We start from the raw sequence: 22,319 nt of genomic DNA, 5'->3' as shown, positions 1-22,319 counted from the left end.
GCGCGGCCCGGTTCCACCGCTACCCTGGAGAAGACGATGGCGAGTTCCTGGTTCCCCCGCTGGCAGAAAAAGTCAGCCATGACCGAAGATGGGCTGATTGCACCGGATGAAACCCTGCCGTTCGGGCAGACGTTTGTCATGGGCCTGCAGCATGCTGTAGCAATGTTTGGCGCGACGGTGTTGATGCCGTTGCTGATGGGACTGGATCCCAACCTGGCGATTCTGGTTTCCGGCATCGGCACGCTGCTGTTCTTTGTTGTCACTGGCGGCCGTGTGCCGAGTTATCTCGGATCCAGTGCCGCTTTTGTCGGGGTCATTATCGCGGTGACCGGATTCAACGGCCAGGGATTGAACCCCAATCTGGCTCTCGCACTGGGCGGGGTCATTGCTTGCGGCGCACTCTATACGCTGATTGGCTTGATCGTAATGAAAGTCGGCACAGGCTGGATTGAACGCCTGATGCCACCCGTCGTCACCGGCGCGGTGGTGATGGCGATTGGCCTTAATCTGGCGCCGATCGCCGTTCACGGTGTTTCCGCATCGATGTTCGACAGTTGGATGGCAGTGATGACGGTGTTATGCATTGGCGTGGTCGCGGTATTCACAAGTGGCCTGATTCAGCGCTTACTGATTCTGGTTGGCCTGATTGTCGCCTGGGCGATTTACGCCCTACTTACCAACGTGTTTGGCCTGGGAAAACCGGTGGATTTCAGTGGTGTTGCCAATGCACCCTGGTTTGGTTTACCGCACACCACCGCACCGATTTTTGATATGCAGGCGATAGTGATGATTGCGCCGGTCGCCATCATTTTGGTGGCCGAAAACCTCGGGCATATTAAAGCCGTTGCGGGTATGACGGGCCGCAATCTTGATCCCTGGATGGGGCGTGCGTTTGTCGGGGATGGTCTCGCCACCATGTTGTCAGGTTCGATGGGCGGCAGCGGCGTAACAACGTACGCTGAGAACATCGGCGTCATGGCGGTGACCAAAGTCTATTCTACGCTGGCGTTTGTCGCGGCCGCAGTGATTGCCTTAATACTCGGCTTCTCACCGAAATTTGGTGCGCTGATCCATACCATCCCCGGCCCGGTGATTGGCGGCGCGTCGATTGTGGTATTCGGCTTGATTGCCGTGGCAGGTGCGCGGATCTGGGTGCAGAACAACGTTGATTTTAGTCAGAACGGCAATTTGATTATGGTAGCCACCACGTTAGTACTGGGGGCTGGCGATTTCGCTTTAAAGATCGGCAGCTTTACTATCGGAGGCATTGGCACCGCGACCTTCGGTGCCATCATTCTTAACGCGATCCTCAAACGTCGCGGTGCCGCACTGGCGAACCAGGCGGCACGGCAGCATCCTTAAGGCTCCAGCGGTGCCTGCTCAGGCACCGCTTTTTTACGGCGAAATCGTAATTCGCTGACGATTACCCCACAGACGATCAGCACACCGCCCAACAGCGCGGCGGCCGGCAAACGTTCACCCGCAATTCGCCCCACCACCCCTGCCCAGACAGGCTCACCGGCGTAAATCACCGTAGCCCGCGTCGGTGATACGCTGCGCTGTGCCCAGTTCATTGTCACCTGAATCAATGCACTGGCCGCGCCCAGTCCCAACGCACTCAATAGCAATGGCGTCGACATCATTGGGACCGACTCACCGTTAGGGATCATTAAGACGAAGGCGCAGGCCGATGCCACCATCAGCTGAATCAGCGTCACGCGGCGCACATCAACCTGGCCGGCAAAGCGACTGATCAGAATGATTTCAGCTGCGATCGCCAGCGTACTGAGTAACGTCGCAATCTCGCCCGCGTTTAACGTCAGGCTGCCGTCCTGTGGCCCCGCCACCAGCACCAGACCGGTAAACGCCAGCATGATGCCTATCCATGCCATCAGTCCAGGCGGGCGTCGCAGAAACAACCATTGCAGCAATGGCACCACCGGCACATACAGCGCGGTCAGAAACGCCGACTGGCTGCTGGAGATGGTTTGCATCCCCCAGGTTTGTAAGCCGTAGCCACCCGCAATCGACAGGCCAATCAGCGCACCAGCTTTCACTTCAAGCCATGTCATGTTTCTCAGATAACGGCGGAAGAAAAAGGCCAGCAGCAGCGATGCGGTGGCAAAACGCAGTCCCACAAAGAAGAACGGCCCGGAATGCGCCATCGCGCGGTGCACCACTAAAAAGGTGCCACCCCAAACCATGGTGATAAAAATGAGAACGAGTTCCTGGCGCGTAATACGCAGGCTGAGACGGGAATTTGTAGCGGACATAACGCACCAAAATAATCGATTGGCGATCATTTTTGCCTGGTCATGAGGGGAATTGCAATCTTTGTTACCGCCGGGCGAACCCGGCGGAGGGGGAAATAAACACAATCACACTACTTCTTGCTGCGACTGCGTCCCCCTTTTTCACCTGCTTCGGAAGCGCGCTGCGGGTCGTTCCTGAAATTACCGCCGCTATTTTTGCCGCCTTTGCGACCGGCTTCCGCGGCTCTCTCGCGGTCTTCCGCGAAATTACCTGATCCTCCACGATGTTGTGCCATCATTTCCTCCAGGGATTGAGCATCTGTGGTTAGGCCTTTTCATCCAATGTGGTGAAAAGTAAGGGGCGAAGTATTCGCGCGCCCTGAGGAAATATTAGTCAACACAGTCCGATATTCAGCTGATATACATACTTTGAAACATATAATTCACTTATTTTTTATTCAAAAACCAGATTAATATCCAGCTTACAAGCGGTTAGCCCGGTAAAAAGCGCAGCGCGACACGGACCCATTTACCTCCTCCTCCAGCACCTTACACAGTCTCTTCTATACTTCTGAATACTCATCACCCTCAGCAGGATAGAAAACCATGGCAAAAGTTTTGGTGCTTTATTACTCAATGTATGGACATATCGAAACCATGGCGCAAGCCGTGGCTGAAGGCGCAAAGAGTGTGAACGGTGCGGAAGTCACCATTCTTCGTGTACCGGAGAGCATGGATGCGGAGAGATTTGCGCAGGTGGGCGGCAAGGTGAACCAGGCGGCGGCTGAAGCAAAACCTGAAGATTTAACCCAGTACGATGCCATCATCGTGGGTACGCCAACCCGCTTTGGCAATATGGCCGGTCAGATGCGCAATTTCTGGGATCGCACCGGCGGATTATGGGCCTCAGGTGCGCTGTACGGCAAACTCGCCAGTGTATTCGCCTCTACCGGCACCGGTGGCGGTCAGGAACAAACCATTACCTCTGTTTGGACCACTCTCGCCCATCACGGCATGGTTATCGTGCCCATCGGTTATGGCACCAAAGAACTTTTCGATATTTCTCAGGTACGCGGTGGCACGCCTTATGGGGCCACTACTATTGCTGGGGGTGATGGCTCACGCCAGCCATCTGAAGAAGAACTGAGAATTGCCCGTTATCAGGGCCAATACGTCGCCGGACTGGCGGTAAAACTGCAAGGATAAATCCACAACAGGAGACCTTTATGGCCACAGAACAGTCGAAAGCTCACCACGTGGGCGAATGGGCCACGCTGCGCCACACCTCACCTGAAATTGCTGAAGCCATTTTTGAGGTGGCAAATTACGATGAACGACTCGCGGAAGAAATCTGGCGTCAGCAAGGTAGCGACGATGTGCTGCTCCGCGCCTTTGATAAGACCGATCAGGACGTTCTGACGTGGGACGATAAAACGGTCGAACGTAAAAACGTTTAACACGCAGGCGGGCATGTCCCGCCTTTGTCTTTTTTACTGCCAAGGAGCCCCTTATGTCAGCCTATCAAAGCATCAACCCGGCCAATAATCAGTTGCTGAAATCCTGGCCTAATCACGATGACACCGTCATGCAGCAGGCGCTCAGCGCGGCTGATGATCTCTACCACTCTGCGTGGTCCAAAGGGGATATGCAGCCACGTCTGCAGGTGCTGCATCGACTGGCCGATCTAATTGATCAGCGCGTTGACGAATTAGGTGAAATTGCCAGTCGTGAGATGGGCAAGTTAATTGGTCAAAGCCGTGGTGAAGTGAAAATTTGCGCGCAGATCGCACGGTATTATGCCGAGCATGCCGCTCACCTGTTACAGGCACAACCTTATCCCAGCACGGTAGGCGATGCCTGGCTGGAATATCATCCGATTGGGGTGGTGGTGGCCGTCGAGCCCTGGAACTTCCCTTACTACCAGCTTATGCGCGTGCTGGCGCCGAATCTGGCGCTGGGAAATCCGGTGCTGGCTAAACATGCCAACATCGTGCCGCATTGTGCGGATGTGTTCGAAAAGCTGGTTGAAGAAGCGGGTGCGCCAAAAGGTGCCTGGACTAATCTATTTATCTCCAATCAACAAGTCGCTGATCTGATTGCCGATCCGCGTGTTCAGGGTGTTGCGCTGACGGGCTCTGAACGTGCCGGTAGCGCTGTGGCGGAGCAGGCAGGAAAGCATCTGAAAAAATCCACGCTGGAGTTAGGCGGGAATGATGTATTCGTGGTGCTGGACGATGCCGATATTGACGAAGCCGTGCGCCAGGGCGCGCAGGCGCGATTAAGCAACTGTGGTCAGGTGTGTACCGCAGCAAAACGCTTTATCCTGCACGAAAAAATCGCCACTGATTTTATGGCGAAGTTTAGTGCAGCCCTGCAATCCGCTAAAGCTGGCGACCCACTGGATGAGAGTACCACGCTCGGTCCGCTTTCATCAAAAGAAGCTCGTGATCGATTGGTGAAGCAGGTTGATGATGCGGTGAAGCATGGCGCGCGTGTTGAATTGGGCGGAAAAGTCATTGAAGGCGTAGGTTGTTATTATCAGCCGACGATACTCACCGGCCTTACGCCGCAAAACCCTGCCTATTACCAGGAGTTCTTTGGTCCGGTGGCACAGGTTTATGTGGTGGCTGACGATCGCACTGCCGTCGCGCTGGCCAATGATTCCCACTATGGCCTGGGCGGTTCAGTGTGGACGCGCGATATCCTGCGTGGGCGCAACATGGCATCGCAGATCGAGACCGGGATGGTGTTTATCAATTCCCAGAGCGATACCGCCGCAGAGTTACCCTTTGGTGGCGTGAAACGCTCAGGCTATGGACGCGAGTTATCCGACCTTGGCCTGAAGGAGTTCGCTAATCAAAAACTGGTGGTCGTCGCCGGTTAACGGAAATAAAAAACCCCGTCGCGACGGGGTTTTTTCATTGCTGCAACGTTAGTTGCTGGCAGGAGCCGCTTTTGCCGCCTCGCCTTCCGGCTTGGCTGGCGTAGCATCTGACTGCGCTTTCTGCGCTGCGGCGGCATCGGCTTTCGCTTTGTCGTCCGCTGCTTTCTGTGCAGTGGCTTTCTCAGCTTTCGCTTTATCCTCTGCTGCTTTTTGTGCAGCCGCTTTATCCGCCTTCACTTTCTCTTCAGCTGCTTTAGCATCAGCCGCTTTCTGCGTCGCTGCTTTGTCCGCTGCAGCTTTATCTGCGGCCGCTTTATCTGCAGCGGCCTGATCCGCTTTCGCTTTAGCGTCGTCATTGGCAACAGGCGCAGGTTGTGCCGCTGGCTGTGCTGCCGGAGCCGGAGCAGCCGGCTGCAGCGGGGTGCCCTGCAGTGCAGTATTCAATGCGGTAGCAAACTGATCCCAACTGCAATAACCGTTGGCATCAGCATCACAGCCTGCCAGTTGCAGCGTGACACGCTTCGGCGGATTTTTCAGGTTCAGCACATCAGCATTGCGCAGTTGTTCCGCGGTCTGATAAACGTATTCCACTTTCAGCAGATCTTTGTTGTTTTTAGCATCGTGCCAGCGCTCAAACACCACCTGGCCACCGATTGGCGTTTTCTCATCGTTGCCCGGCAGCTCGTATGGCTTAACCTGCAAGGCGCTCAGCAGTGAGGCGATATTCGAATCGTGCCCCACCATCACCGTGACTTTCGGTGCGTTCGCTTTGTCCTGGTCCACTAACTGACTGCGGATGTAATCCACCAGCGGTGCGGCCACTTCACGCGCGACATCAGGAGAAGTGAACAGCGCATCCTGATAACCATTTTTAATCGCCGCGAGGGATTTCCACTGCTCAGGGGTTTTGATCTGGCCCCAGGCCACCTGATCGGCCGGGAAACCTTCGTAATATTGCAGCGTGAAGGCATCGACCAGTGAATTACCGATTTTCAGCGGTCCATTCACATTAGGCTCTTTGCCATTTTCCGCGCTGAAGGTGTTATCACCGCCGCTCAGATCACACTGTTTTTTGCCGTTACAGGCTGGCGCAGATTTGTAATCAACAATCTTCTCTAACTGCTGGAAAGCCGGTTTCAACGCCAGCTTCTCATTCGCAGCCGTCATCGCTGCCAGTGCTTTCTTATTGAATTCGTCGCTGCCGTCAGTGATCACCGGATTAAAGATAGGATCCATGGTGCCCATCGCATCCTGATGCGTCACGGAAATATCACAGCCAGGGAAGGCGCCAGTAATGAAGTACTGCGCGGTCGCCACCGTACGTTGCAGGCTGTTGGCATAGACAAAGATGTTGCTGCTGTCCGGACAGGTGCCGCTTTCTACCAGCCCCTGTTGTGCCAGCCACTGACGGGTATAGTTACCCATGTAGACTTCCAGCACGCCGCCTTTGGTGGTTAACTCGCCGCCGGGCACATCCCACTGCGGCCAATTCTTCTTGGTAGATTGTTCCAGCACGCTGCCGTTGTTGGCTAACGGTGCGCGCAAATTGTGACGGCTCAGCATCAGCACTTGCTGTAACTGCATATCTCCATCTGCTGCGTAAGCAGACATACCGATCGGGAGCGCAGCGATAACTGACAACGCGCAAAGACTCAGTTTCTTGATCATTGTGCCTATTCCATAATTCATCAGTGAAACACTCTGGCATTCAAACGATTAGCTCGCCATTGAGCGAATTACCGCACAGTGTAACCCAGCTTGCCTCGGAAAATCGCCAGATGTTTACAAAAACCGTGAATGGAATATAGCAGTAAACGCGCGTGCCGTCGGGTTACAGCAGCAGATTGAAAAGCAACGGGATGTTTTTCGGAATTCCGGAACGCAGAAAAGCAAAAAGCCCGCATTTCTGCGGGCTTCTTTAATATGGCGGAGGAACAGAGATTCGAACTCTGGGATGGTTTCCCATCGACGGTTTTCAAGACCGTTGCCTTAAGCCACTCGGCCATCCCTCCGGAAATCTTTTTGTAACTTCACTCTGCAAGAGTGATGGCGGAGGAGGAGAGATTCGAACTCTCGGATGGTTTCCCATCGACGGTTTTCAAGACCGTTGCCTTAAGCCACTCGGCCACCCCTCCGCAATGAGGCGCACTATAAACATCCCCCCGAACGATGTAAAGCGTGGATTGAATCGTTCGCCTGAAAAACAGCCAAAATCCATTTTTTCGCTGTCAAAATCACCATTCTGTTCAGTGAAACAGCAATTTATCGCGTAAAGATGGGTAAAACGACTTTGCTGTCTGGGAGCCGTTGCGTATCCTCAGGCCATATTTGGTGTTCTCTCTCTATAATGGAGCGCATGATGGATAGAATAATTAGCTCGTCACAGCAGCAATCTCTGATCAGCACCCACAAAGTGCTGCGCAATACTTACTTCTTATTAGGCATTACGCTGGCGTTCTCCGCCCTCACCGCCACACTTAGCACCGTCTACGCGTTACCGTCTCCGGGATTAATCCTGATGCTGGTGGGCTTTTATGGCCTGATGTTCCTGACTCATCGTCTGGCCAACAGCCCGGCGGGTATTCTGGCTGCCTTCGCCTTTACCGGTTTCCTCGGTTATTGCCTTGGCCCAATCCTGAGTTCTTTCCTTGCTGCAGGCATGGGTGATGTGATTGCCATCGCGCTGGGCGGTACGGCGCTGGTGTTCTTCTGCTGTTCGGCATACGTCCTCACCACGCGTCGTGACATGTCGTTCCTCGGCGGCATGATGATGGCTGGCTTCGTGGTGTTGCTGGTTGCAGTGGTAGCGAATATCTTCCTGCAACTGCCAGCGCTGCATCTGGCGATCAGTGCGCTGTTTATCCTGTTCTCTGCGGGTGCGATTCTGTGGGAAACCAGCAACATCATTCATGGCGGCGAAACCAATTACATCCGCGCTACCGTGAGCCTGTATGTTTCGCTGTATAACATCTTTGTCAGCCTGCTGAGCCTGTTAGGCTTCGCCAGCAAAGATTAAGCTGCAGACGTAAACGTTCAAAACCCCGCTTCGGCGGGGTTTTTGCTTTTTAACAGCCGGCGAACTTACAATATGCCGATTAATGCTGTGAGGAATGACTGTGATTTTTGCCGGTAAAGAGATCGCCACCGATGCGGAAGGCTACTTAAAAAATAGTGCGGACTGGAGCGAAGCACTCGCTGCGGTGATCGCGGAGAATGAAGCCATTGCCATGACTGAGGCTCACTGGGAAGTGGTGCACTTTGTGCGCACCTTTTATCAGGAGTTCAATACTTCCCCTGCAGTGCGCATGCTGGTGAAAGCCATGGCCCAGAAGTATGGCGAGGAAAAGGGGAATAGCCGTTACCTCTTCCGGCTGTTCCCGGAAGGTCCGGCAAAACAAGCCACTAAAATCGCTGGTTTGCCAAAACCCGCCAAGTGTCTGTAATCAGCCAGTCGTAAATCGCGTGGGAATTGGCGTGGGTTGATGAGGCTCCACCAGCACCTTATCAACCCGTGCACTGGTAGGCCCGCCGGCTTTCAGCCAGGCGATTAACTCGTCCACCTTTTGTTCATCGCCAGCGGCCAGCACTTCAACACTGCCGTCGCGCAGGTTATGTGCATAGCCGGTAACGCCTAATTGATTGGCCTGTGATTGGGTGTAATAACGAAAGCCTACCCCTTGCACCAAACCGTGCACCCAAATTTTGTAGCAAGTGTTCGCCATGGCAATCTCCCCATTGTGCGTTGCAATTTGCCGCCATCCACCGGAAAATGGCGCCTCATTTTTTCAGGTAAGCATAGCAAACATGACCGTTCGATTGATTCTCGCAAAGGGACGTGAAAAATCCCTGCTCCGCCGCCATCCGTGGGTGTTCTCAGGTGCCGTTGCACGTATGGAAGGTAAAGCCCAGTCTGGTGAAACCATTGATGTCTGCGACAGCAATGGTAAATGGCTGGCCCGTGCCGCTTATTCTCCGCAGTCACAAATTCGCGCGCGCGTCTGGAGTTGGCAGCAGGATGAGTCAATCGACATCGCCTTCTTTGTACGCGCTTTCGAAAAAGCGCAGCAGTGGCGCGAATGGCTGGCGCAACGCGATGGCCTTGATAGCTATCGTCTGATTGCCGGCGAGTCGGATGGCATGCCTGGCGTGACCATTGATCGTTTCGGCAACTTTATGGTGCTGCAACTGCTGTCTGCTGGTGCTGAATATCAGCGTCCAGCGATTCTTTCTGCCTTACAGCAGTGCTTCCCGACTTGCGCGATTTACGATCGTTCTGATGTTGCCGTGCGTAAAAAAGAAGGGCTGGAACTGACTCAAGGCCCAGTCACTGGTGAGCTTCCGCCGCCGTTACTGCCAATTACCGAACACGGTATGAAATTGCTGGTCGATATTCAGGGCGGCCACAAAACCGGTTACTACCTTGATCAACGTGACAGCCGTTTTGCCACGCGCCGCTATGCTGAAAACGCTCGCGTGCTGAACTGCTTCTCATACACCGGTGGATTTGCCGTGTCAGCTTTGATGGGCGGCTGTAGCGAAGTGATCAGCGTGGATACTTCACAGGACGCGCTGGATGTGGCGAAACAGAACGTTGAGCTCAATGGTCTCGACCTGTCGCGTGCACAGTTCGTGCGTGATGACGTATTCAAATTGCTGCGTCGCTATCGTGACAGCGGTGAAAAGTTTGACGTGATTGTGATGGATCCGCCGAAATTTGTTGAGAACAAAAATCAGCTGATGGGCGCCTGCCGCGGATATAAAGATATTAATATGTTGGCGATGCAGTTGCTCAACCCTAACGGCATTCTGCTGACATTCTCATGCTCAGGGTTAATGGCCACCGATCTGTTCCAGAAAATTATCGCCGATGCCGCATTGGATGCAGGTCGTGATGTACAATTTGTAGAGCAGTTCCGTCAGGCAGCCGATCATCCCGTGATCGCCAGCTATCCTGAAGGGCTTTATCTGAAAGGATTTGCCTGCCGCGTGCTGTGACTTGAAAATCTGTACCCTGCCTCCATATTAGAGACAGGGCACAGTTTTGGGAGGCACAATGATTACCAGCAAATTTGGAATTGGACAGCAGGTCCGTCACCGTCTCTCCGGGGTGCTCGGCGTTATCGTGGATGTCGACCCGGAGTTTTCTCTTGATGAACCCGAGCAGGATGATGTGGCCGCCAGCGAAACGCTGCGCGCTGCTCCGTGGTATCACGTGGTGATGGAAGATGAAGAAGGCGAACAGGTGCACACCTATGTTGCTGAAATTCAGCTAGCCGGTGAGACCTCGTATGAGCATCCTGAGCAACCGTCGATGGATGAACTTGCCGCTTCCATCCGGCAGCAGCTGCAGGCACCCAGCCTGCGCCATTAATGCTAACGGCGACCTCGGTCGCCGTTTCTGTTTTACTGTGCCAGGGGCGCAATACTCAGGCGTGGAATTTCAATTTTCGGGCAACGATCCATCACCACAGTCATGCCAGCATCGCGCGCTAACACTGCCGCCTGCTCATTGATCACGCCCAATTGCAGCCAAAGCGTATCGGCACCAATGGCTATCGCTTCCTGCGCCACACCCCACGCTGCCTCAGCATTACGAAACACATCCACCATATCCACTTTGCCAGGAATTTCAGCCAGCGTGGCGTAAGCGGTCTGCCCCAGCAACTGCTGTCCCGCCAGTTTCGGGCTCACCGGAATCACCTCGTAACCCTGATCGAGCAAAAACTTCATCACACCGTAGCTTGGGCGATCGGCGCGATCGCTGGCACCGACCAGCGCAATGCGTTTGGTTCGGCTCAACACATCTCGAATCGTTTGATCATTCATGCATTTTCTCCTTATTCACTCGCCTGAGTGTAGATGGCTTTCACATGAGTAACGCAAGTTCTTCTGGCGAAAACCTTGCGCCTCAGCACGAATAAATATGTAAAAATGTAAATTTACTGCCATAATGTAATAATTTGCTACACATCACCCATAATCCCCATCCTCCGGGAGTTGAAATGAAGCTGTCTTTGGCTGTTACGAGTTTACTCGTGTTACTCGTATCGGCATCCTGCCATGCCATCACCCTCAAGCTCGATCCTGAAATCGATCTGCTGGTACTTGATGGGCGCAAAATCTCAGGCTCGCTGCTGAAAGGCGCGGACAGCCTTGAGCTGGAGCGTGGACAGCATCAATTCCTGTTTCGCGTCGAGAAGCCCGGTGCGGATGCCACGCATTTTCAGTCGGTGCCGATGATCGTTACGTTCAATGCCAGCGCGACATCAGTCGCGATTCGTTTGCCCGCGCTGGCTAATCGCCGTGAACGTAGCACGTTCGATAAAGCGCTTAATTTCCAGCTGATTGACGAGCACGGTAACGAAATTGCCAGCCTGCGTGACCGCTTACCGCAGGGTAGCGATAGCGATCTGGAAAAAGCCATGCTGAATTATAACCGTACTGCCCAGGCGGCATCAGTTCCTCGCTTTGCGCTGCAATCAGTAAGTGTACCGGATGCACAGATGAGTCTCGATTTTGCCTGGCAGGATGCGGGCGATCTGCCTTACTTACAACAGTGGTTCCAGCGTTTTGATGCCGCCACGCGCCTGCGTTTTATCAGTTGGATGAAAACCTTACGCGCAAGTTGATAGAGTTGAAATGTCAGGGGTAAACTCATGCCTTAAAATTAATCCATGAGAAGAAACAGGAAGCCCTATGGAGCAGACCGTTCGTACCCTTGAAGTTCAGAAACATATTGCCCTCGTCGCCCACGATCACTGCAAAGCGACACTGCTTGAGTGGGTCAAAGCCAACCAGAGCGCGCTGCAACCTCATGTTCTTTATGCCACCGGAACCACCGGTAGTCTGATCAATCGCCACACGGGTTTAGACGTAAATGCCATGCTGAGCGGCCCGATGGGTGGCGATCAGCAAGTGGGCGCTTTGATTTCCGAAGGGAAAATAGATGTACTGTTCTTCTTTTGGGATCCGTTAAATGCGGTGCCACACGATCCCGATGTCAAAGCTCTGCTGCGTCTGGCTACCGTGTGGAATATCCCGGTGGCGACCAATCGCGCCACCGCAGATTTCATTATTCAGGCACCGATGTTTGCCCAGCAGTTTGAGATCCAAATCCCTGATTATCAGCGATATCTTGCCGAACGCCTGAAAGCCTAATGTTCAGGCCTTCCGGCTCTGCGGCACGCCCAATTCGCGGAAGTGTTCGACAAATACGGAAGGCCGATCTTTATCAAACAGCATCCACACCTGCTGACGCGCGCGGGTAATGGCGACATAGGCCAACCGCCGCTCTTCAGCATCAGGAAAATCTTCCGGCTGAGGTAATAACCCCTCTTCCATAATCGATTCTCGCGCCTCGGCGGGGAAGCCGTCACGTCCCTGGTGCAGCCCAAGCATAATGACAAAATCAGCCTGCTGCCCTTTACTGGCATGGATGGTCATAAAATCGAGCTTTAATTTCGGCCAGCGCGTTTTGGCTTTATCAAGGATGACAGGACGCAGATGGTGATAGCGTGCCAGCAACAATACGCGCTCCTCCGGTTTCGCATAACCGCTGAGTTTATCCAGTAATGGCTCCAGCTGCTCCTGCGGCAGTAGCGTGACCGACTTCTTATTGCCTTTGCTCAGACTGTTGAGCGGCTTGTGCAATTGGTGGGGATTCTGCTGCACAAAGCGGTTGGCAATTTCACCGATACGATCGTTGAAGCGATAGGTGGTATCCAGCACGCAGCGATCGCCATCACCAAAATAGTGATGGAAAGCGGTGGTCAGACTCATCTCGGCACCGCTGAAGCGATAGATGGCCTGCCAGTCATCGCCCACGGCAAACAAGCTGGTGCGCTTGTTCTGCTGGCGCAATGCGGTCAGCAAGGCGGCACGCTGAGGCGAGATATCCTGGAATTCATCCACCAGGATATGCTTCCACGGGCTGATAAAGCGTCCTTTTTCGAGAATGGCAATCGCCTGATGGATCAGTCCGGAGAAATCGACCGCGCCCTCCTCTTTCAACGCGCTCTTCCAGGCTTTCAAAAGCGGCGCCATCAGTTTGACGCGTTTGCTGAAGTTATCGCGATACTCCTCAGGTACATCGGCAATCATCGCCGCCTGCGCACCGCCGTGCATACGCATCAGCCCCAGCCAGCGCTCCATTCGCGAGGCCAGCCGTTGCGCCAGCTTGTCATCCTGCCAGAATGGGCCTTCAGCGACATCCCACTCCAGCTCCTCCTGCAGCCACTGACGCCAGCCGCTCGCCTGCGCTTTTTTGCTATTGCACTGTTCGCGCCAGGTGTCGATCAGCAGTTGCCGCCGTGCCTTGCTGTCACTCTCCAGCTTGCTGATCACCGGCTGCTTATTGCTGCCTTCACGGATGATATGCAACGCTAGGGCATGGAACGTTCGCGCCTGAATCGCACTTTCACCTAAGCGTTGTTGAATACGATCGTTCATCTCTTCGGCCGCCTGGCGACCAAATGCCAGTAGCAGGATTTGCTCCGGCTGCGCCAGTTTGCGCTTAATCAGCCAACCCGCGCGAGCCACCAGCACCGAAGTTTTACCACTTCCTGCACCGGCCAGTACCAGCAAGGCATCTTCACCGTTGACCACCGCTTCACACTGGGAAGCGTTGAGCGGCGTGGTTTCGACGGTGGAGAAGAATTCGTGGTAATCCTTGATGACTTTCGTCGTCCACTCACGGTTGCGCTGGCGAATAGCGGTTTCACCCTGCTCCAGCCACTGCTGACAAAACTGCCAGCGTGCACGGCAATTTTCGAACTCATTCATGCGCGAAAGTGGCAACGGTAAGGCGGAAAACTGGCGAGTTATGCTCTCCTTCACCGTGGCAAGTTCACTGCGCTTTAACCAGCGATCCTGTTGCGTGAAGGCGATGATCTCCTGCTCCAGCGCGACCAGAACTTGTGCGCTGACTTCGCTCATTTCCTGGCTCCACTGCTGCCAGGCATGCTGTAGATAGTGGAAAAAACGCTGCGTCTCCTGCCATTCTGTGCCGTGCAGGCGCACAACTTTATCATCCGGCAGGTGAAATTCCAGTTCTCCCCAGACCATGCCACGCTTGCAGGCAATGCTGATTAACTGGTTGAAAGGGATAAGATATTCATGACGATCGCCACTGACTTCCACGCCGGCGGCCAGCAGACGCACCCGATTATAGGGATGCTGAGCCAGACGTTTGCCCATTGATGTTGCTTTCAGTTCCATGTCTGCACCGTCTTGTGGAATTCGATTATCGCGCAGTTTACCTGTCAGACTCTTGACGCTCCAGCCTTAAAACACGCTAAACTGGGCGACACATATTGCGGATTGCAAAAGGAAAATCGTGTTATGCGCACCGTACTCAATATTCTTAACTTCATTTTGGGTGGCGTGTTCACCACCCTGAGCTGGCTATTTGTCACGCTTGTCAGCATTGTGCTGATCTTTACCCTACCTTTGACGCGATCCTGCTGGGAAATCACTAAACTTTCACTGCTTCCATTTGGAAATGAAGCTGTACACGTCGATGTACTGCGCCCCGATAGCAAAAGTCATGTCCTCAATGCGGGCGGAACCTTTCTCAACATTTTCTGGCTGGTATTTTTCGGTTGGTGGCTGTGTCTGATGCATATTTCTGCGGGGATTATCCAGTGCCTGACCATCATCGGCATTCCCGTCGGAATCGCGAACTTTAAAATTGCCGCCATTGCACTCTGGCCAGTGGGTCGCCGTGTGGTTTCGGTGGAAGAGGCTCAGGCCGCGCGTGAAGCGAATGCGCGCCGTCGTTACTAAGGCGGACGATTGATGCTTCTGAACGCGATGCCGGGATGGCGACGTTATCTGTTCAATAGCAGCCTGCGTTATTTACTGCGCATCTTCTTCGCGCTGGCAGGTTGCGCCGCCGTTCCCTGGTGGCTGCAGCAGATAGAATGGACCATACCTTTAACGCTTGGCGTGGTCGCGGCCGCGCTGGCCGATCTGGATGACCGATGGACTGGACGCCTGCGCAATCTGATGATTACGCTGGTGTGTTTCTGCATCGCTTCGGTATCGGTTGAGTTGCTGTTCCCTTATCCATGGGCCTTTGCTATCGGTTTGGCGCTCTCTAGCTGGGGCTTTATTCTGCTTGGCGCTCTGGGACAGCGCTATGCCACCATTGCATTTGGCGCACTGCTGATTGCGGTGTACACCATGTTGGGTATTGGCCTGTTCCCTCAGTGGTGGATGCAGCCTGCTCTGCTGTTGATTGGTGCGCTATGGTACAACCTGCTGACCTTTATCGGGCATTTGATCTTCCCGGTGCGACCGGTGCAGGAGCAACTGGCGGCCAGTTTTTCTCAGCTGGCGAGTTATCTGGAGGCCAAAGCGAATCTGTTTGATCCAGATGCAGGTGAACAGGATGATGCCAGTACTATCGCCACGGCGATGGTGAACAGCCAGTTAGTGGCGCAACTTAATCAGACGAAAACCACCATTCAAAGTCGCTTACGCGGCGACCGTGGTTCACGCAGCACACGCCGCAGCCTGCACTATTATTTTGTCGCGCAGGATATACACGAGCGCGCCAGTTCATCTCATCTGCAATATCACCTGCTGCGCGATGACTGGCGCTATAACGAGGTATTATTCCGCTTCCAGCGCCTGTTGAATATGCAAGCGCAAGCCTGTCGAAAGCTAGCTGAGAGCATCTTGTTACGGCAGCCGTGGCATCATGACAGCAGTTTCGAACGCACCTTTACGCGGCTGGAAACGGCGCTGGAACGATTACAGCAGAATGATCTACAGGATCCACACATCCGGGCGCTGTTTTGGCTGCTACGTAATTTACGTGCGATTGATGCGCAACTGGCCTCGATTGAGTCTGAACAAGCGCTGGCTGAGCCGCCTTCCTCCGCTGATAACCATCTTTCTCGTGAAGGGCTAAGTGGATGGGCGGATATTCGGTTACGGCTGAGCCGTCATCTGAGCCCCGGATCGGCATTGTTCCGCCATGCTGTGCGCATGTCCCTGGTGCTTTGTGTCGGATACGCTTTCATTCAGATTACCGGTCTTCATCGCGGCTACTGGATTTTGCTCACCAGCCTGTTTGTCTGCCAACCTAACTACAACGCCACACGCCGCCGACTCGCCTTACGTATCGGTGGGACACTGGCAGGCATCGCCATCGGCTTACCGGTACTGTGGTTGGTGCCCTCTATCGAAGGGCAGCTGATTTTAATCGTGTTAAGCGGCGTACTGTTTTTTGCCTTTCGCCAGATTCAGTATGCGCAAGCCACACTGTTTATCACCTTACTGGTACTGCTGTGCTTTAACCTGCTGGGTGAAGGCTTTGAGGTGGCGCTGCCGCGTATCGTTGACACGCTGTTAGGGTGCGGACTGGCCTGGCTGGCCGTGGCCTTTGTCTGGCCCGATTGGCGTTTTCGTAAGATTAGCGCCGTGGCTGACCGCACGCTGAATGCCAACTGTCGTTATCTCGATGCCATTCTGGAGCAATATCATCAGGGCAAAGATAATCGTCTGGCCTATCGCGTGGCACGCCGTGATGCTCACAATGCCGATGCTGAATTAGCATCTGTGGTCTCGAACATGAGTAGTGAACTCAAGCTTCAGCAACCGTTGCGTGAAAACGCGTTCCGGTTACTGTGCCTGAATCACTCCTTCCTGAGTTACATCTCGGCGCTGGGCGCACATCGCGAACGACTCTCTGACCCTGCATTGCTCAACGTATTAGATGATGCAGTCTGTTTTGTTGAGGATGTGCTGCAGATTGAACGCGTTGACGACCAGCAGGCATTAGCTATGCAGCAGCAGGTGATGCAACAATTAAGTGGTATCAAAAACAGTTCGGACGTGCAGGCGCCGCTGGTGATGCAACAGTTGGGATTACTGATTGCCCTGCTGCCGGAAATTGCCCGCCTGCGCCGCACACTATCCAGTCATTAAGTTAACTCGGCTCCACCGTGTTTTTTTGGTGGAGCGTTTTGACATACCACGCATGCAGTTCATCTCTGATCGCCGCAGGCAATGCAGCCTGATGATGTCCGGAAATCGCCCCTTCCAACGCCATTAAGGTTTTCAGCCCAATATGCTTATTGACCGCACGCAATTTGAGCCAACTCTGACGCGACCCCATTTCATGCAGCACTTTCACTGAATTGATGCCCACTTTATGCAACATCATCTCCATGCGCAGGCTGAGATTTGGCAAATCCTTTAATCGTAATGTCACGATACGGTTCGCTAATTCGTGCTGGGCCGCATGCAGCGCACTGGCTGAAAGCCGCAATAACTGATCAGGATCCTGCCAGAGCTTCGCATCCACCTTGAAGTAGTTTAGCTGCACTGGCATGCCACGTTTGCGATACACCAGCGGCTCAAGCGCGCGTTGAGTGTGATAAGTCTGCAGCTCTTCACTGGCACGCAGGTAGAGGGCATCTTCATTGATATAGGCAAAAATCACCTTTTCTACCGTGAGTGCATAGCCCCCAAATTGCGTTCGGGATTCGATCTTTCCCAGCGGCGCCAACTGTGCTTTAGATTGTTTAACGAGTGGATTGTTGGTTTTCATTACAGCTCCTTTCCGTGAATTCTCATTCGAGAATATTCCTTAAAACCCTGGATTTTCATCTGGTTAGAAGATAGAAAAAACCCATTAGCTGTTCAATGAATAAAAGCATTTGCTGCCTGCGTTGTGCACAATTTGCGAGGTGTTTTCAGAAATTGAGGTTGATCTTTATCCAGGAAGACTTTACTGTACATCCATACAGTTCATTACTGAGTGATTAAAAAAATGCGTACTCATTTCTCTGGCCTTGCTGATCGTTCTCAACGTTTTGCTTCTTCAAGCTTGACGCAGCCTTCTCTGGGTGGAATTACTGAACTGCGTTATAGCGAACAGCCTGGCATGATGCAGTTACTGCTGCTGCCTGTGTTAAAGCAACTCAGCGAGCAGTCACGCTGGCAGCTGTGGTTAACGCCGGCGCACAAGCTGAATCGCAGTTGGATGCAGCAGTCAGGTTTGCCGCTGGAGAAAAGTATGCATATCACCGAATCTGAACGACTCAGTACCGTAGAAAGTATGGTGAAGGCTCTGCGCACCGGGAATTACAGTGTGGTTTTGGCCTGGATTCCGTACGAATTGAATGATGAAGAGCGGTTTGAACTCGAAATGGCAGCGGCTGAAGGTGAAGCGCTGGGTCTGATTATGCGTCCGCAAGGTCACGATCGCGTCTTGTCCAGACAACCAAATACGCCAAAAATTCCCTTAGATTTGTTTCATTAAGTAAAACCAGGAATTTTCTCACGCTTTTTTTTCTTAAGGATGCTGCTAAGCCACTGATTCTTTTCCCGCCAGCTTTGACAATGGTTTAGCCGCTTTTTCTCAATCCGCTAGCGAAGATTTTGCCATGTGATTTGTTAAAATGTGTGTATAAATCCCTGTTTTTTTGCAGACTGGCCTCACATCATACTTGTAACTTTCCAATCTCGTTGTAGACTTTATCTCGCCAGGGTGCTCAATAACCTCCGTTTTTTCGGTAGAGTCAAAAGCGAGCGTTTAGACCCGGCGAAGGATTAACACAAAGAGCAACCTTTTTGCTCATTGCCTATTTGGATGATAACGAGGCGCAAAAATGAAAAAGACAGCTATCGCAATTGCAGTGGCACTGGCTGGCTTCGCTACCGTAGCGCAGGCCGCTCCTAAAGATAACACCTGGTACACCGGTGCTAAACTGGGCTGGTCTCAGTATCACGATACTGGTTACTACGGTAACGGTTACGAGAACAACAACGGTCCAACTCACGAATCTCAGCTTGGTGCTGGTGCATTCATGGGCTACCAGGCTAACCCATACCTGGGCTTCGAGCTGGGCTATGACTGGTTAGGCCGTATGCCTAACAAAGGCAGCGTGACCAATGGCGCGTTCAAAGCACAAGGCGTTCAGCTGGCTGCTAAACTGAGCTACCCAATCACTGAAGACTTCGACGTGTACACCCGTCTGGGTGGCATGGTATGGCGTGCAGACTCTACTCAGACCAACCCAACTACTGGTCGAATCAGCAACCACGACACCGGCGTTTCTCCGCTGGCTGCAGTTGGTGTTGAATACGCACTGACCAAAAACTGGGCAACTCGCCTGGACTACCAATGGGTTAACAACATCGGTGACGCAGGTACCGTTGGTGCGCGTCCAGACAACAGCATGCTGAGCGTCGGCGTTTCTTACCGTTTCGGTCAGGATGAAGCAGCTGCACCAGTTGTTGCTCCAGCACCAGCTCCAGCGCCAGTTGTTGAAACCAAGCGTTTCACCCTGAAGTCTGACGTACTGTTCACCTTCAACAAAGCCACTCTGAAACCAGAAGGCCAGCAGGCTCTGGATCAGCTGTACAGCCAGCTGAGCTCAATGGATCCTAAAGACGGTTCTGTTGTCGTACTGGGCTTCACTGACCGTATCGGTTCAGAGCAGTACAACCAGAAATTGTCTGAGAAACGCGCTCAGTCTGTAGTTGATTACCTGGTATCTAAAGGTATCCCTTCTAACAAGATCTCTGCACGCGGTATGGGCAAATCTAACCCAGTTACTGGCAACACCTGTGACAGCGTGAAAGGCCGTAATGCCCTGATCGACTGCCTGGCGCCAGACCGTCGCGTTGAAATCGACGTGAAAGGTATCAAAGACGTTGTGACTCAGCCACAGGCTTAAGTTATCACGCAATAAAAAACCCCGCTCCGGCGGGGTTTTTTTATCTCTTTTTAACTGAGTTAAAACAGCATCACTGTGTAGCCAGCAACGCTATTCGCTTTCTGATCCGCCCTTACCCAAAATCGCCTGCAGGTCCTGCTTAAGCGTCGACATCTGGCTGGCATACTTCTCTTTGCGCTCGGCATCTTCTATCAACTGCACAATGGTTTCTGACAGCGTATTGCTGCGACGCTGCGCTAACCCTGCCAGACGCTGCCACACCAGATATTCCAAATCGATCGACTTTTTGCGCGTGTGCTGATGTTCCGCATTGAAGTGGCGCTTACGACGTGCACGAATTGTCTGCTTGAGACGGTTCTCGAGATCGGGGTGAATATGCTGAGCAATCCATTCCGCTACCTCTACTGGGCTGTTTTCCATCGCCAGCAGGGAGTCCACCGCGACCTGCGCGGCGCTGAGCTCAAGATGACGGGTGATTAATTCACCCTCCCGATGCTTTTTCACCAGGTATTTCCACTTCCATCCACTTTCAAGATTTTCGAGTTGCTGGTATTTCATCGGAATCTCATCGTGATCACGTAACAAACTAAGAATAACAGCTTTTTTCCCGGATGCAGCAAGGAAAAACATGTTGCGGTCATCACATTTCGGGCTGGAACTCCGCAGTGCTTAACCAAATCGATTCCTGTATAATCGCGCTTTTCCTAAATAAGACTAATGCGAATATTTTGACCAGCACTCAAATTACGTGGCAAGCCCTGCAGCCGGATAGCACCCGCTACCAATCCATTTTCTCGAGCGTCTCACTGGAAGATAGCGATAGTCTTGCCGCGGTTCAGCCGCGTCTGCTGAATGCGCTGGCGCATTTGCATCATCAAACCTTAGGTTTTCCCCTGCTGCTGCTGCGCAGTCAGGAAAACAGCGATTACCTCGCCTGCATCGCTGAAGCCGCACAGCGCTTCCAGCCTGAAGAGATCGCCCTGTATGGTGGTGATTACCATGTGATGGGTGACACGGTGAGCCTGATGCCGCCCAGCGACGCTAATCGGCCATTCACCAGTCAGGGCGGTGTTCACTTTGCTGACTGGATTGAATCCGAACAGCTGTTTGGTTGCGTACGTCAGTATAAAGATCGTATCCAGCCTGAACCTGGCCTGATTCATCAAGCCAATGGCGGCACCCTGATCCTCGCCGTCAACACCTTACTGGCTCAACCGCTACTCTGGCTGCGCCTGCGTAAGTGCATCGAACAAGGTCGCTTTGACTGGTATTCGCAGGACGAACGTCAGCCGTTGCCCGTGGCCATCCCTTCCCTGCCGCTGCAACTGCGCCTGGTGCTCTGTGGCGATCGTGATGCATTAGCCAGCTTCCAGGAACTGGATGCCGAAGTGCATGAAATGGCACTCTACAGCGAGTTCGAAGAGAACCTGCAGATTACCGACGAAGAGGACATGACCTTCTGGTGCCAGTGGACGCTCACGCAAGCAGAGCAAGCCGGTCTGGATCAGCCTGAAGCCGATTTTTGGCCATTGTTGATGACTGAAGCCGTTCGTTTCACGGGTGATCAGGAAACCTTACCTCTCTGTCCACGCTGGTTACGCCGCCAACTTCAGGAAACCGCACTGCACGGTGACGCCATCAATGCCGAAGCGTTAAAAGAAGCGCTGGAAGCACGTGAGTGGCGTGAGAGCTACCTCGCCGACCGCATGCGTGATGAAATTCTGCTCAATCAGATCATGATTGAAACAGAGGGTGAAGTGGTGGGACAGATTAATGGTCTGTCTGTAGTGGAATTCCCTGGGCATCCACGTCCATGGGGCGAGCCGTCACGTATCACCTGTGTCGTCCATCCAGGTGATGGCGAATTTACTGACGTAGAGCGTAAAGCGGAACTGGGCGGCAATATTCATGCAAAAGGCATGATGATTATGCAGGCCTATCTGATTGCAGAACTTGAACTCGAACAACAACTGCCCTTCTCTGCCTCTTTGGTGTTTGAACAATCCTATTCTGAAGTCGATGGCGATAGCGCCTCACTGGCCGAGTTGTGTGCACTAATCAGCGCGCTGGCTAATCAGCCGCTCAATCAGCAGATTGCCGTTACCGGTTCAGTGGACCAGTTTGGTAATGTTCAACCTGTGGGCGGCTTGAATGAAAAAATCGAGGGCTTCTTCCATATTTGCCAGTCACGCGAACTGACAGGTAAACAAGGTGTGATTCTGCCGGCCAGCAACATTCGGCATTTAAGCCTGAGCCAGGCCGTGGTAGATGCCGTGCAGCAAGAGCAGTTCCATATCTGGGCGGTTGAGAGTGTTGATGAAGCACTCCCGTTATTGACCAATATCGCGTGGCAAAGTGAGAACGGCGAGTCGCTGCTTAATACCATCCAGGAGCGCATTGCACAGTTTAATCAACAGGAAATTCGTCATCGTCCGTGGCCATTCCGTTGGCTCAACTGGTTCAACCACAGCTGATTGATTTGCCCAGCGT

The 22,319-nt window shown here is 53.2% G+C and carries 23 protein-coding genes and 2 tRNA genes; 15 read left to right on the top strand and 10 right to left on the bottom strand.

The genetic code is table 11. From position 1 onward, the window contains the following. Positions 1-36 precede the first annotated feature (36 nt). On the top strand, positions 37-1,362 hold the full coding sequence (rutG, locus tag LBW88_RS01855) for a pyrimidine utilization transport protein G (RefSeq protein WP_224929406.1): 1,326 nt from the start codon (positions 37-39) through the stop codon (positions 1,360-1,362). On the opposite strand, the gene LBW88_RS01850 is transcribed toward rutG, so the two are convergent. Together LBW88_RS01850 and LBW88_RS01845 are read right to left on the bottom strand one after the other, a co-directional pair. Beyond that, complete coding sequence (locus LBW88_RS01850) at positions 1,359-2,273, bottom strand: DMT family transporter (RefSeq protein WP_224929409.1); 915 nt, start codon at positions 2,271-2,273, stop codon at positions 1,359-1,361. The two genes, rutG and LBW88_RS01850, sit on opposite strands and share 4 nt — an antisense overlap. A 110-nt stretch (positions 2,274-2,383) precedes the next feature. Beyond that, positions 2,384-2,548 carry a general stress protein gene (locus LBW88_RS01845; protein ID WP_071845623.1) on the bottom strand — a complete coding sequence of 55 codons (165 nt, stop codon included), beginning with the start codon at positions 2,546-2,548 and terminating at the stop codon, positions 2,384-2,386. Positions 2,549-2,858: 310 nt separating this feature from the next. Between LBW88_RS01845 and wrbA the strand changes: the two genes are divergently transcribed. From wrbA to LBW88_RS01830, 3 genes are read left to right on the top strand one after another with little or no spacing between them, the layout of a single operon-like run. After that, positions 2,859-3,458 carry an NAD(P)H:quinone oxidoreductase gene (gene wrbA, locus LBW88_RS01840; RefSeq protein WP_224929412.1) on the top strand — a complete coding sequence of 200 codons (600 nt, stop codon included), beginning with the start codon at positions 2,859-2,861 and terminating at the stop codon, positions 3,456-3,458. A 20-nt stretch (positions 3,459-3,478) separates the two neighbouring features. Then, positions 3,479-3,709, top strand: coding sequence for a YccJ family protein (locus LBW88_RS01835; RefSeq protein ID WP_038647733.1), 231 nt, complete (start codon positions 3,479-3,481; stop codon positions 3,707-3,709). A 53-nt stretch (positions 3,710-3,762) separates the two neighbouring features. Further along, positions 3,763-5,136, top strand: coding sequence for an NAD-dependent succinate-semialdehyde dehydrogenase (locus LBW88_RS01830; protein ID WP_224929414.1), 1,374 nt, complete (start codon positions 3,763-3,765; stop codon positions 5,134-5,136). Positions 5,137-5,184: 48 nt separating this feature from the next. Here LBW88_RS01830 and agp read toward each other — a convergent pair whose 3' ends face one another. The 3 genes from agp to LBW88_RS01815 form a co-directional block, all read right to left on the bottom strand. Next, entirely contained in the window at positions 5,185-6,804 is a 1,620-nt protein-coding gene (gene agp / locus LBW88_RS01825) for a bifunctional glucose-1-phosphatase/inositol phosphatase (RefSeq protein ID WP_224929417.1), read from the bottom strand. Between the two features lie 256 nt (positions 6,805-7,060). After that, a tRNA-Ser gene (locus LBW88_RS01820) sits at positions 7,061-7,148 on the bottom strand. A gap of 35 nt (positions 7,149-7,183) precedes the next feature. After that, positions 7,184-7,271, bottom strand: a tRNA-Ser gene (locus tag LBW88_RS01815). Between the two features lie 224 nt (positions 7,272-7,495). Here LBW88_RS01815 and yccA point away from each other — a divergent pair. Together yccA and tusE are read left to right on the top strand one after the other, a co-directional pair. Then, positions 7,496-8,152 carry an FtsH protease modulator YccA gene (gene yccA, locus LBW88_RS01810; RefSeq protein ID WP_224929420.1) on the top strand — a complete coding sequence of 219 codons (657 nt, stop codon included), beginning with the start codon at positions 7,496-7,498 and terminating at the stop codon, positions 8,150-8,152. Between the two features lie 100 nt (positions 8,153-8,252). Continuing rightward, the gene (tusE, locus tag LBW88_RS01805) at positions 8,253-8,579 is read left to right on the top strand and encodes a sulfurtransferase TusE (RefSeq protein ID WP_084934770.1); all 327 of its coding nucleotides are present in this window, start codon (positions 8,253-8,255) and stop codon (positions 8,577-8,579) included. Here the strand turns inward: tusE and yccX are convergent, their stop codons facing one another. Then, positions 8,580-8,858 carry an acylphosphatase gene (gene yccX / locus LBW88_RS01800; protein ID WP_224929423.1) on the bottom strand — a complete coding sequence of 93 codons (279 nt, stop codon included), beginning with the start codon at positions 8,856-8,858 and terminating at the stop codon, positions 8,580-8,582. 82 nt (positions 8,859-8,940) lie between these two features. Here yccX and rlmI point away from each other — a divergent pair, with 82 nt between their 5' ends. After that, a complete protein-coding gene (gene rlmI / locus LBW88_RS01795; RefSeq protein WP_224929426.1) occupies positions 8,941-10,131 on the top strand; it encodes a 23S rRNA (cytosine(1962)-C(5))-methyltransferase RlmI in 1,191 nt (396 codons plus the stop codon). 58 nt (positions 10,132-10,189) lie between these two features. Further along, positions 10,190-10,507 (top strand): heat shock protein HspQ, encoded by a 318-nt coding sequence (gene hspQ / locus LBW88_RS01790; protein ID WP_034820407.1) that lies wholly within the window; start codon positions 10,190-10,192, stop codon positions 10,505-10,507. 32 nt (positions 10,508-10,539) lie between these two features. Here hspQ and LBW88_RS01785 read toward each other — a convergent pair whose 3' ends face one another. Continuing rightward, entirely contained in the window at positions 10,540-10,962 is a 423-nt protein-coding gene (locus LBW88_RS01785) for a CoA-binding protein (protein ID WP_224929429.1), read from the bottom strand. 176 nt (positions 10,963-11,138) lie between these two features. Here LBW88_RS01785 and LBW88_RS01780 point away from each other — a divergent pair, with 176 nt between their 5' ends. Together LBW88_RS01780 and LBW88_RS01775 are read left to right on the top strand one after the other, a co-directional pair. Beyond that, positions 11,139-11,765 (top strand): DUF2057 family protein, encoded by a 627-nt coding sequence (locus LBW88_RS01780; protein ID WP_224929432.1) that lies wholly within the window; start codon positions 11,139-11,141, stop codon positions 11,763-11,765. A gap of 67 nt (positions 11,766-11,832) precedes the next feature. Beyond that, positions 11,833-12,294 (top strand): methylglyoxal synthase, encoded by a 462-nt coding sequence (locus LBW88_RS01775; protein ID WP_224929435.1) that lies wholly within the window; start codon positions 11,833-11,835, stop codon positions 12,292-12,294. A 3-nt stretch (positions 12,295-12,297) separates the two neighbouring features. Here the strand turns inward: LBW88_RS01775 and helD are convergent, their stop codons facing one another. Next, on the bottom strand, positions 12,298-14,352 hold the full coding sequence (gene helD, locus LBW88_RS01770) for a DNA helicase IV (RefSeq protein WP_224929438.1): 2,055 nt from the start codon (positions 14,350-14,352) through the stop codon (positions 12,298-12,300). Positions 14,353-14,475: 123 nt separating this feature from the next. On the opposite strand from helD, the gene LBW88_RS01765 reads away from it, so the two are divergent. Both LBW88_RS01765 and yccS read left to right on the top strand, forming a co-directional pair. Then, complete coding sequence (locus tag LBW88_RS01765; RefSeq protein ID WP_224929441.1) at positions 14,476-14,919, top strand: YccF domain-containing protein; 444 nt, start codon at positions 14,476-14,478, stop codon at positions 14,917-14,919. Positions 14,920-14,931: 12 nt separating this feature from the next. Next, complete coding sequence (gene yccS / locus LBW88_RS01760) at positions 14,932-17,070, top strand: YccS family putative transporter (RefSeq protein WP_224930305.1); 2,139 nt, start codon at positions 14,932-14,934, stop codon at positions 17,068-17,070. A gap of 1 nt (position 17,071) precedes the next feature. Here yccS and LBW88_RS01755 read toward each other — a convergent pair whose 3' ends face one another. Then, positions 17,072-17,695 (bottom strand): TfoX/Sxy family DNA transformation protein, encoded by a 624-nt coding sequence (locus LBW88_RS01755; protein WP_224929445.1) that lies wholly within the window; start codon positions 17,693-17,695, stop codon positions 17,072-17,074. Positions 17,696-17,917: 222 nt separating this feature from the next. On the opposite strand from LBW88_RS01755, the gene sulA reads away from it, so the two are divergent. Together sulA and ompA are read left to right on the top strand one after the other, a co-directional pair. Beyond that, on the top strand, positions 17,918-18,409 hold the full coding sequence (sulA, locus tag LBW88_RS01750) for an SOS-induced cell division inhibitor SulA (protein ID WP_224929448.1): 492 nt from the start codon (positions 17,918-17,920) through the stop codon (positions 18,407-18,409). A gap of 349 nt (positions 18,410-18,758) precedes the next feature. Further along, on the top strand, positions 18,759-19,829 hold the full coding sequence (gene ompA / locus LBW88_RS01745; RefSeq protein ID WP_224929451.1) for a porin OmpA: 1,071 nt from the start codon (positions 18,759-18,761) through the stop codon (positions 19,827-19,829). 90 nt (positions 19,830-19,919) lie between these two features. On the opposite strand, the gene matP is transcribed toward ompA, so the two are convergent. Beyond that, a complete protein-coding gene (matP, locus tag LBW88_RS01740; protein WP_224929454.1) occupies positions 19,920-20,387 on the bottom strand; it encodes a macrodomain Ter protein MatP in 468 nt (155 codons plus the stop codon). A 53-nt stretch (positions 20,388-20,440) separates the two neighbouring features. On the opposite strand from matP, the gene LBW88_RS01735 reads away from it, so the two are divergent. After that, on the top strand, positions 20,441-22,303 hold the full coding sequence (locus LBW88_RS01735; RefSeq protein ID WP_224929457.1) for an AAA family ATPase: 1,863 nt from the start codon (positions 20,441-20,443) through the stop codon (positions 22,301-22,303). Positions 22,304-22,319: the final 16 nt, after the last annotated feature.

The sequence above is a fragment of the Pantoea sp. alder81 genome (assembly GCF_020179835.1).
Taxonomy (GTDB): Bacteria; Pseudomonadota; Gammaproteobacteria; order Enterobacterales; family Enterobacteriaceae; genus Pantoea.
This window is presented reverse-complemented; position numbering and strand designations above follow the sequence as displayed.

What these genes read in the sequence shown, in the direction of transcription:
- sulA (WP_224929448.1), top strand. Translation starts at nt 17,918, where the DNA reads ATGCGTACTCATTTCTCTGGCCTTGCTGATCGTTCTCAACGTTTTGCT.
- LBW88_RS01835 (WP_038647733.1), top strand. Translation starts at nt 3,479, where the DNA reads ATGGCCACAGAACAGTCGAAAGCTCACCACGTGGGCGAATGGGCCACG.
- LBW88_RS01765 (WP_224929441.1), top strand. Translation starts at nt 14,476, where the DNA reads ATGCGCACCGTACTCAATATTCTTAACTTCATTTTGGGTGGCGTGTTC.
- wrbA (WP_224929412.1), top strand. Translation starts at nt 2,859, where the DNA reads ATGGCAAAAGTTTTGGTGCTTTATTACTCAATGTATGGACATATCGAA.
- yccA (WP_224929420.1), top strand. Translation starts at nt 7,496, where the DNA reads ATGGATAGAATAATTAGCTCGTCACAGCAGCAATCTCTGATCAGCACC.
- LBW88_RS01755 (WP_224929445.1), bottom strand. Translation starts at nt 17,695, where the DNA reads ATGAAAACCAACAATCCACTCGTTAAACAATCTAAAGCACAGTTGGCG.
- LBW88_RS01845 (WP_071845623.1), bottom strand. Translation starts at nt 2,548, where the DNA reads ATGGCACAACATCGTGGAGGATCAGGTAATTTCGCGGAAGACCGCGAG.
- matP (WP_224929454.1), bottom strand. Translation starts at nt 20,387, where the DNA reads ATGAAATACCAGCAACTCGAAAATCTTGAAAGTGGATGGAAGTGGAAA.
- LBW88_RS01830 (WP_224929414.1), top strand. Translation starts at nt 3,763, where the DNA reads ATGTCAGCCTATCAAAGCATCAACCCGGCCAATAATCAGTTGCTGAAA.
- LBW88_RS01775 (WP_224929435.1), top strand. Translation starts at nt 11,833, where the DNA reads ATGGAGCAGACCGTTCGTACCCTTGAAGTTCAGAAACATATTGCCCTC.
- LBW88_RS01785 (WP_224929429.1), bottom strand. Translation starts at nt 10,962, where the DNA reads ATGAATGATCAAACGATTCGAGATGTGTTGAGCCGAACCAAACGCATT.
- LBW88_RS01735 (WP_224929457.1), top strand. Translation starts at nt 20,441, where the DNA reads ATGCAGCAAGGAAAAACATGTTGCGGTCATCACATTTCGGGCTGGAAC.
- helD (WP_224929438.1), bottom strand. Translation starts at nt 14,352, where the DNA reads ATGGAACTGAAAGCAACATCAATGGGCAAACGTCTGGCTCAGCATCCC.
- hspQ (WP_034820407.1), top strand. Translation starts at nt 10,190, where the DNA reads ATGATTACCAGCAAATTTGGAATTGGACAGCAGGTCCGTCACCGTCTC.
- yccX (WP_224929423.1), bottom strand. Translation starts at nt 8,858, where the DNA reads ATGGCGAACACTTGCTACAAAATTTGGGTGCACGGTTTGGTGCAAGGG.
- LBW88_RS01850 (WP_224929409.1), bottom strand. Translation starts at nt 2,273, where the DNA reads ATGTCCGCTACAAATTCCCGTCTCAGCCTGCGTATTACGCGCCAGGAA.
- rutG (WP_224929406.1), top strand. Translation starts at nt 37, where the DNA reads ATGGCGAGTTCCTGGTTCCCCCGCTGGCAGAAAAAGTCAGCCATGACC.
- ompA (WP_224929451.1), top strand. Translation starts at nt 18,759, where the DNA reads ATGAAAAAGACAGCTATCGCAATTGCAGTGGCACTGGCTGGCTTCGCT.
- yccS (WP_224930305.1), top strand. Translation starts at nt 14,932, where the DNA reads ATGCTTCTGAACGCGATGCCGGGATGGCGACGTTATCTGTTCAATAGC.
- agp (WP_224929417.1), bottom strand. Translation starts at nt 6,804, where the DNA reads ATGATCAAGAAACTGAGTCTTTGCGCGTTGTCAGTTATCGCTGCGCTC.
- rlmI (WP_224929426.1), top strand. Translation starts at nt 8,941, where the DNA reads ATGACCGTTCGATTGATTCTCGCAAAGGGACGTGAAAAATCCCTGCTC.
- LBW88_RS01780 (WP_224929432.1), top strand. Translation starts at nt 11,139, where the DNA reads ATGAAGCTGTCTTTGGCTGTTACGAGTTTACTCGTGTTACTCGTATCG.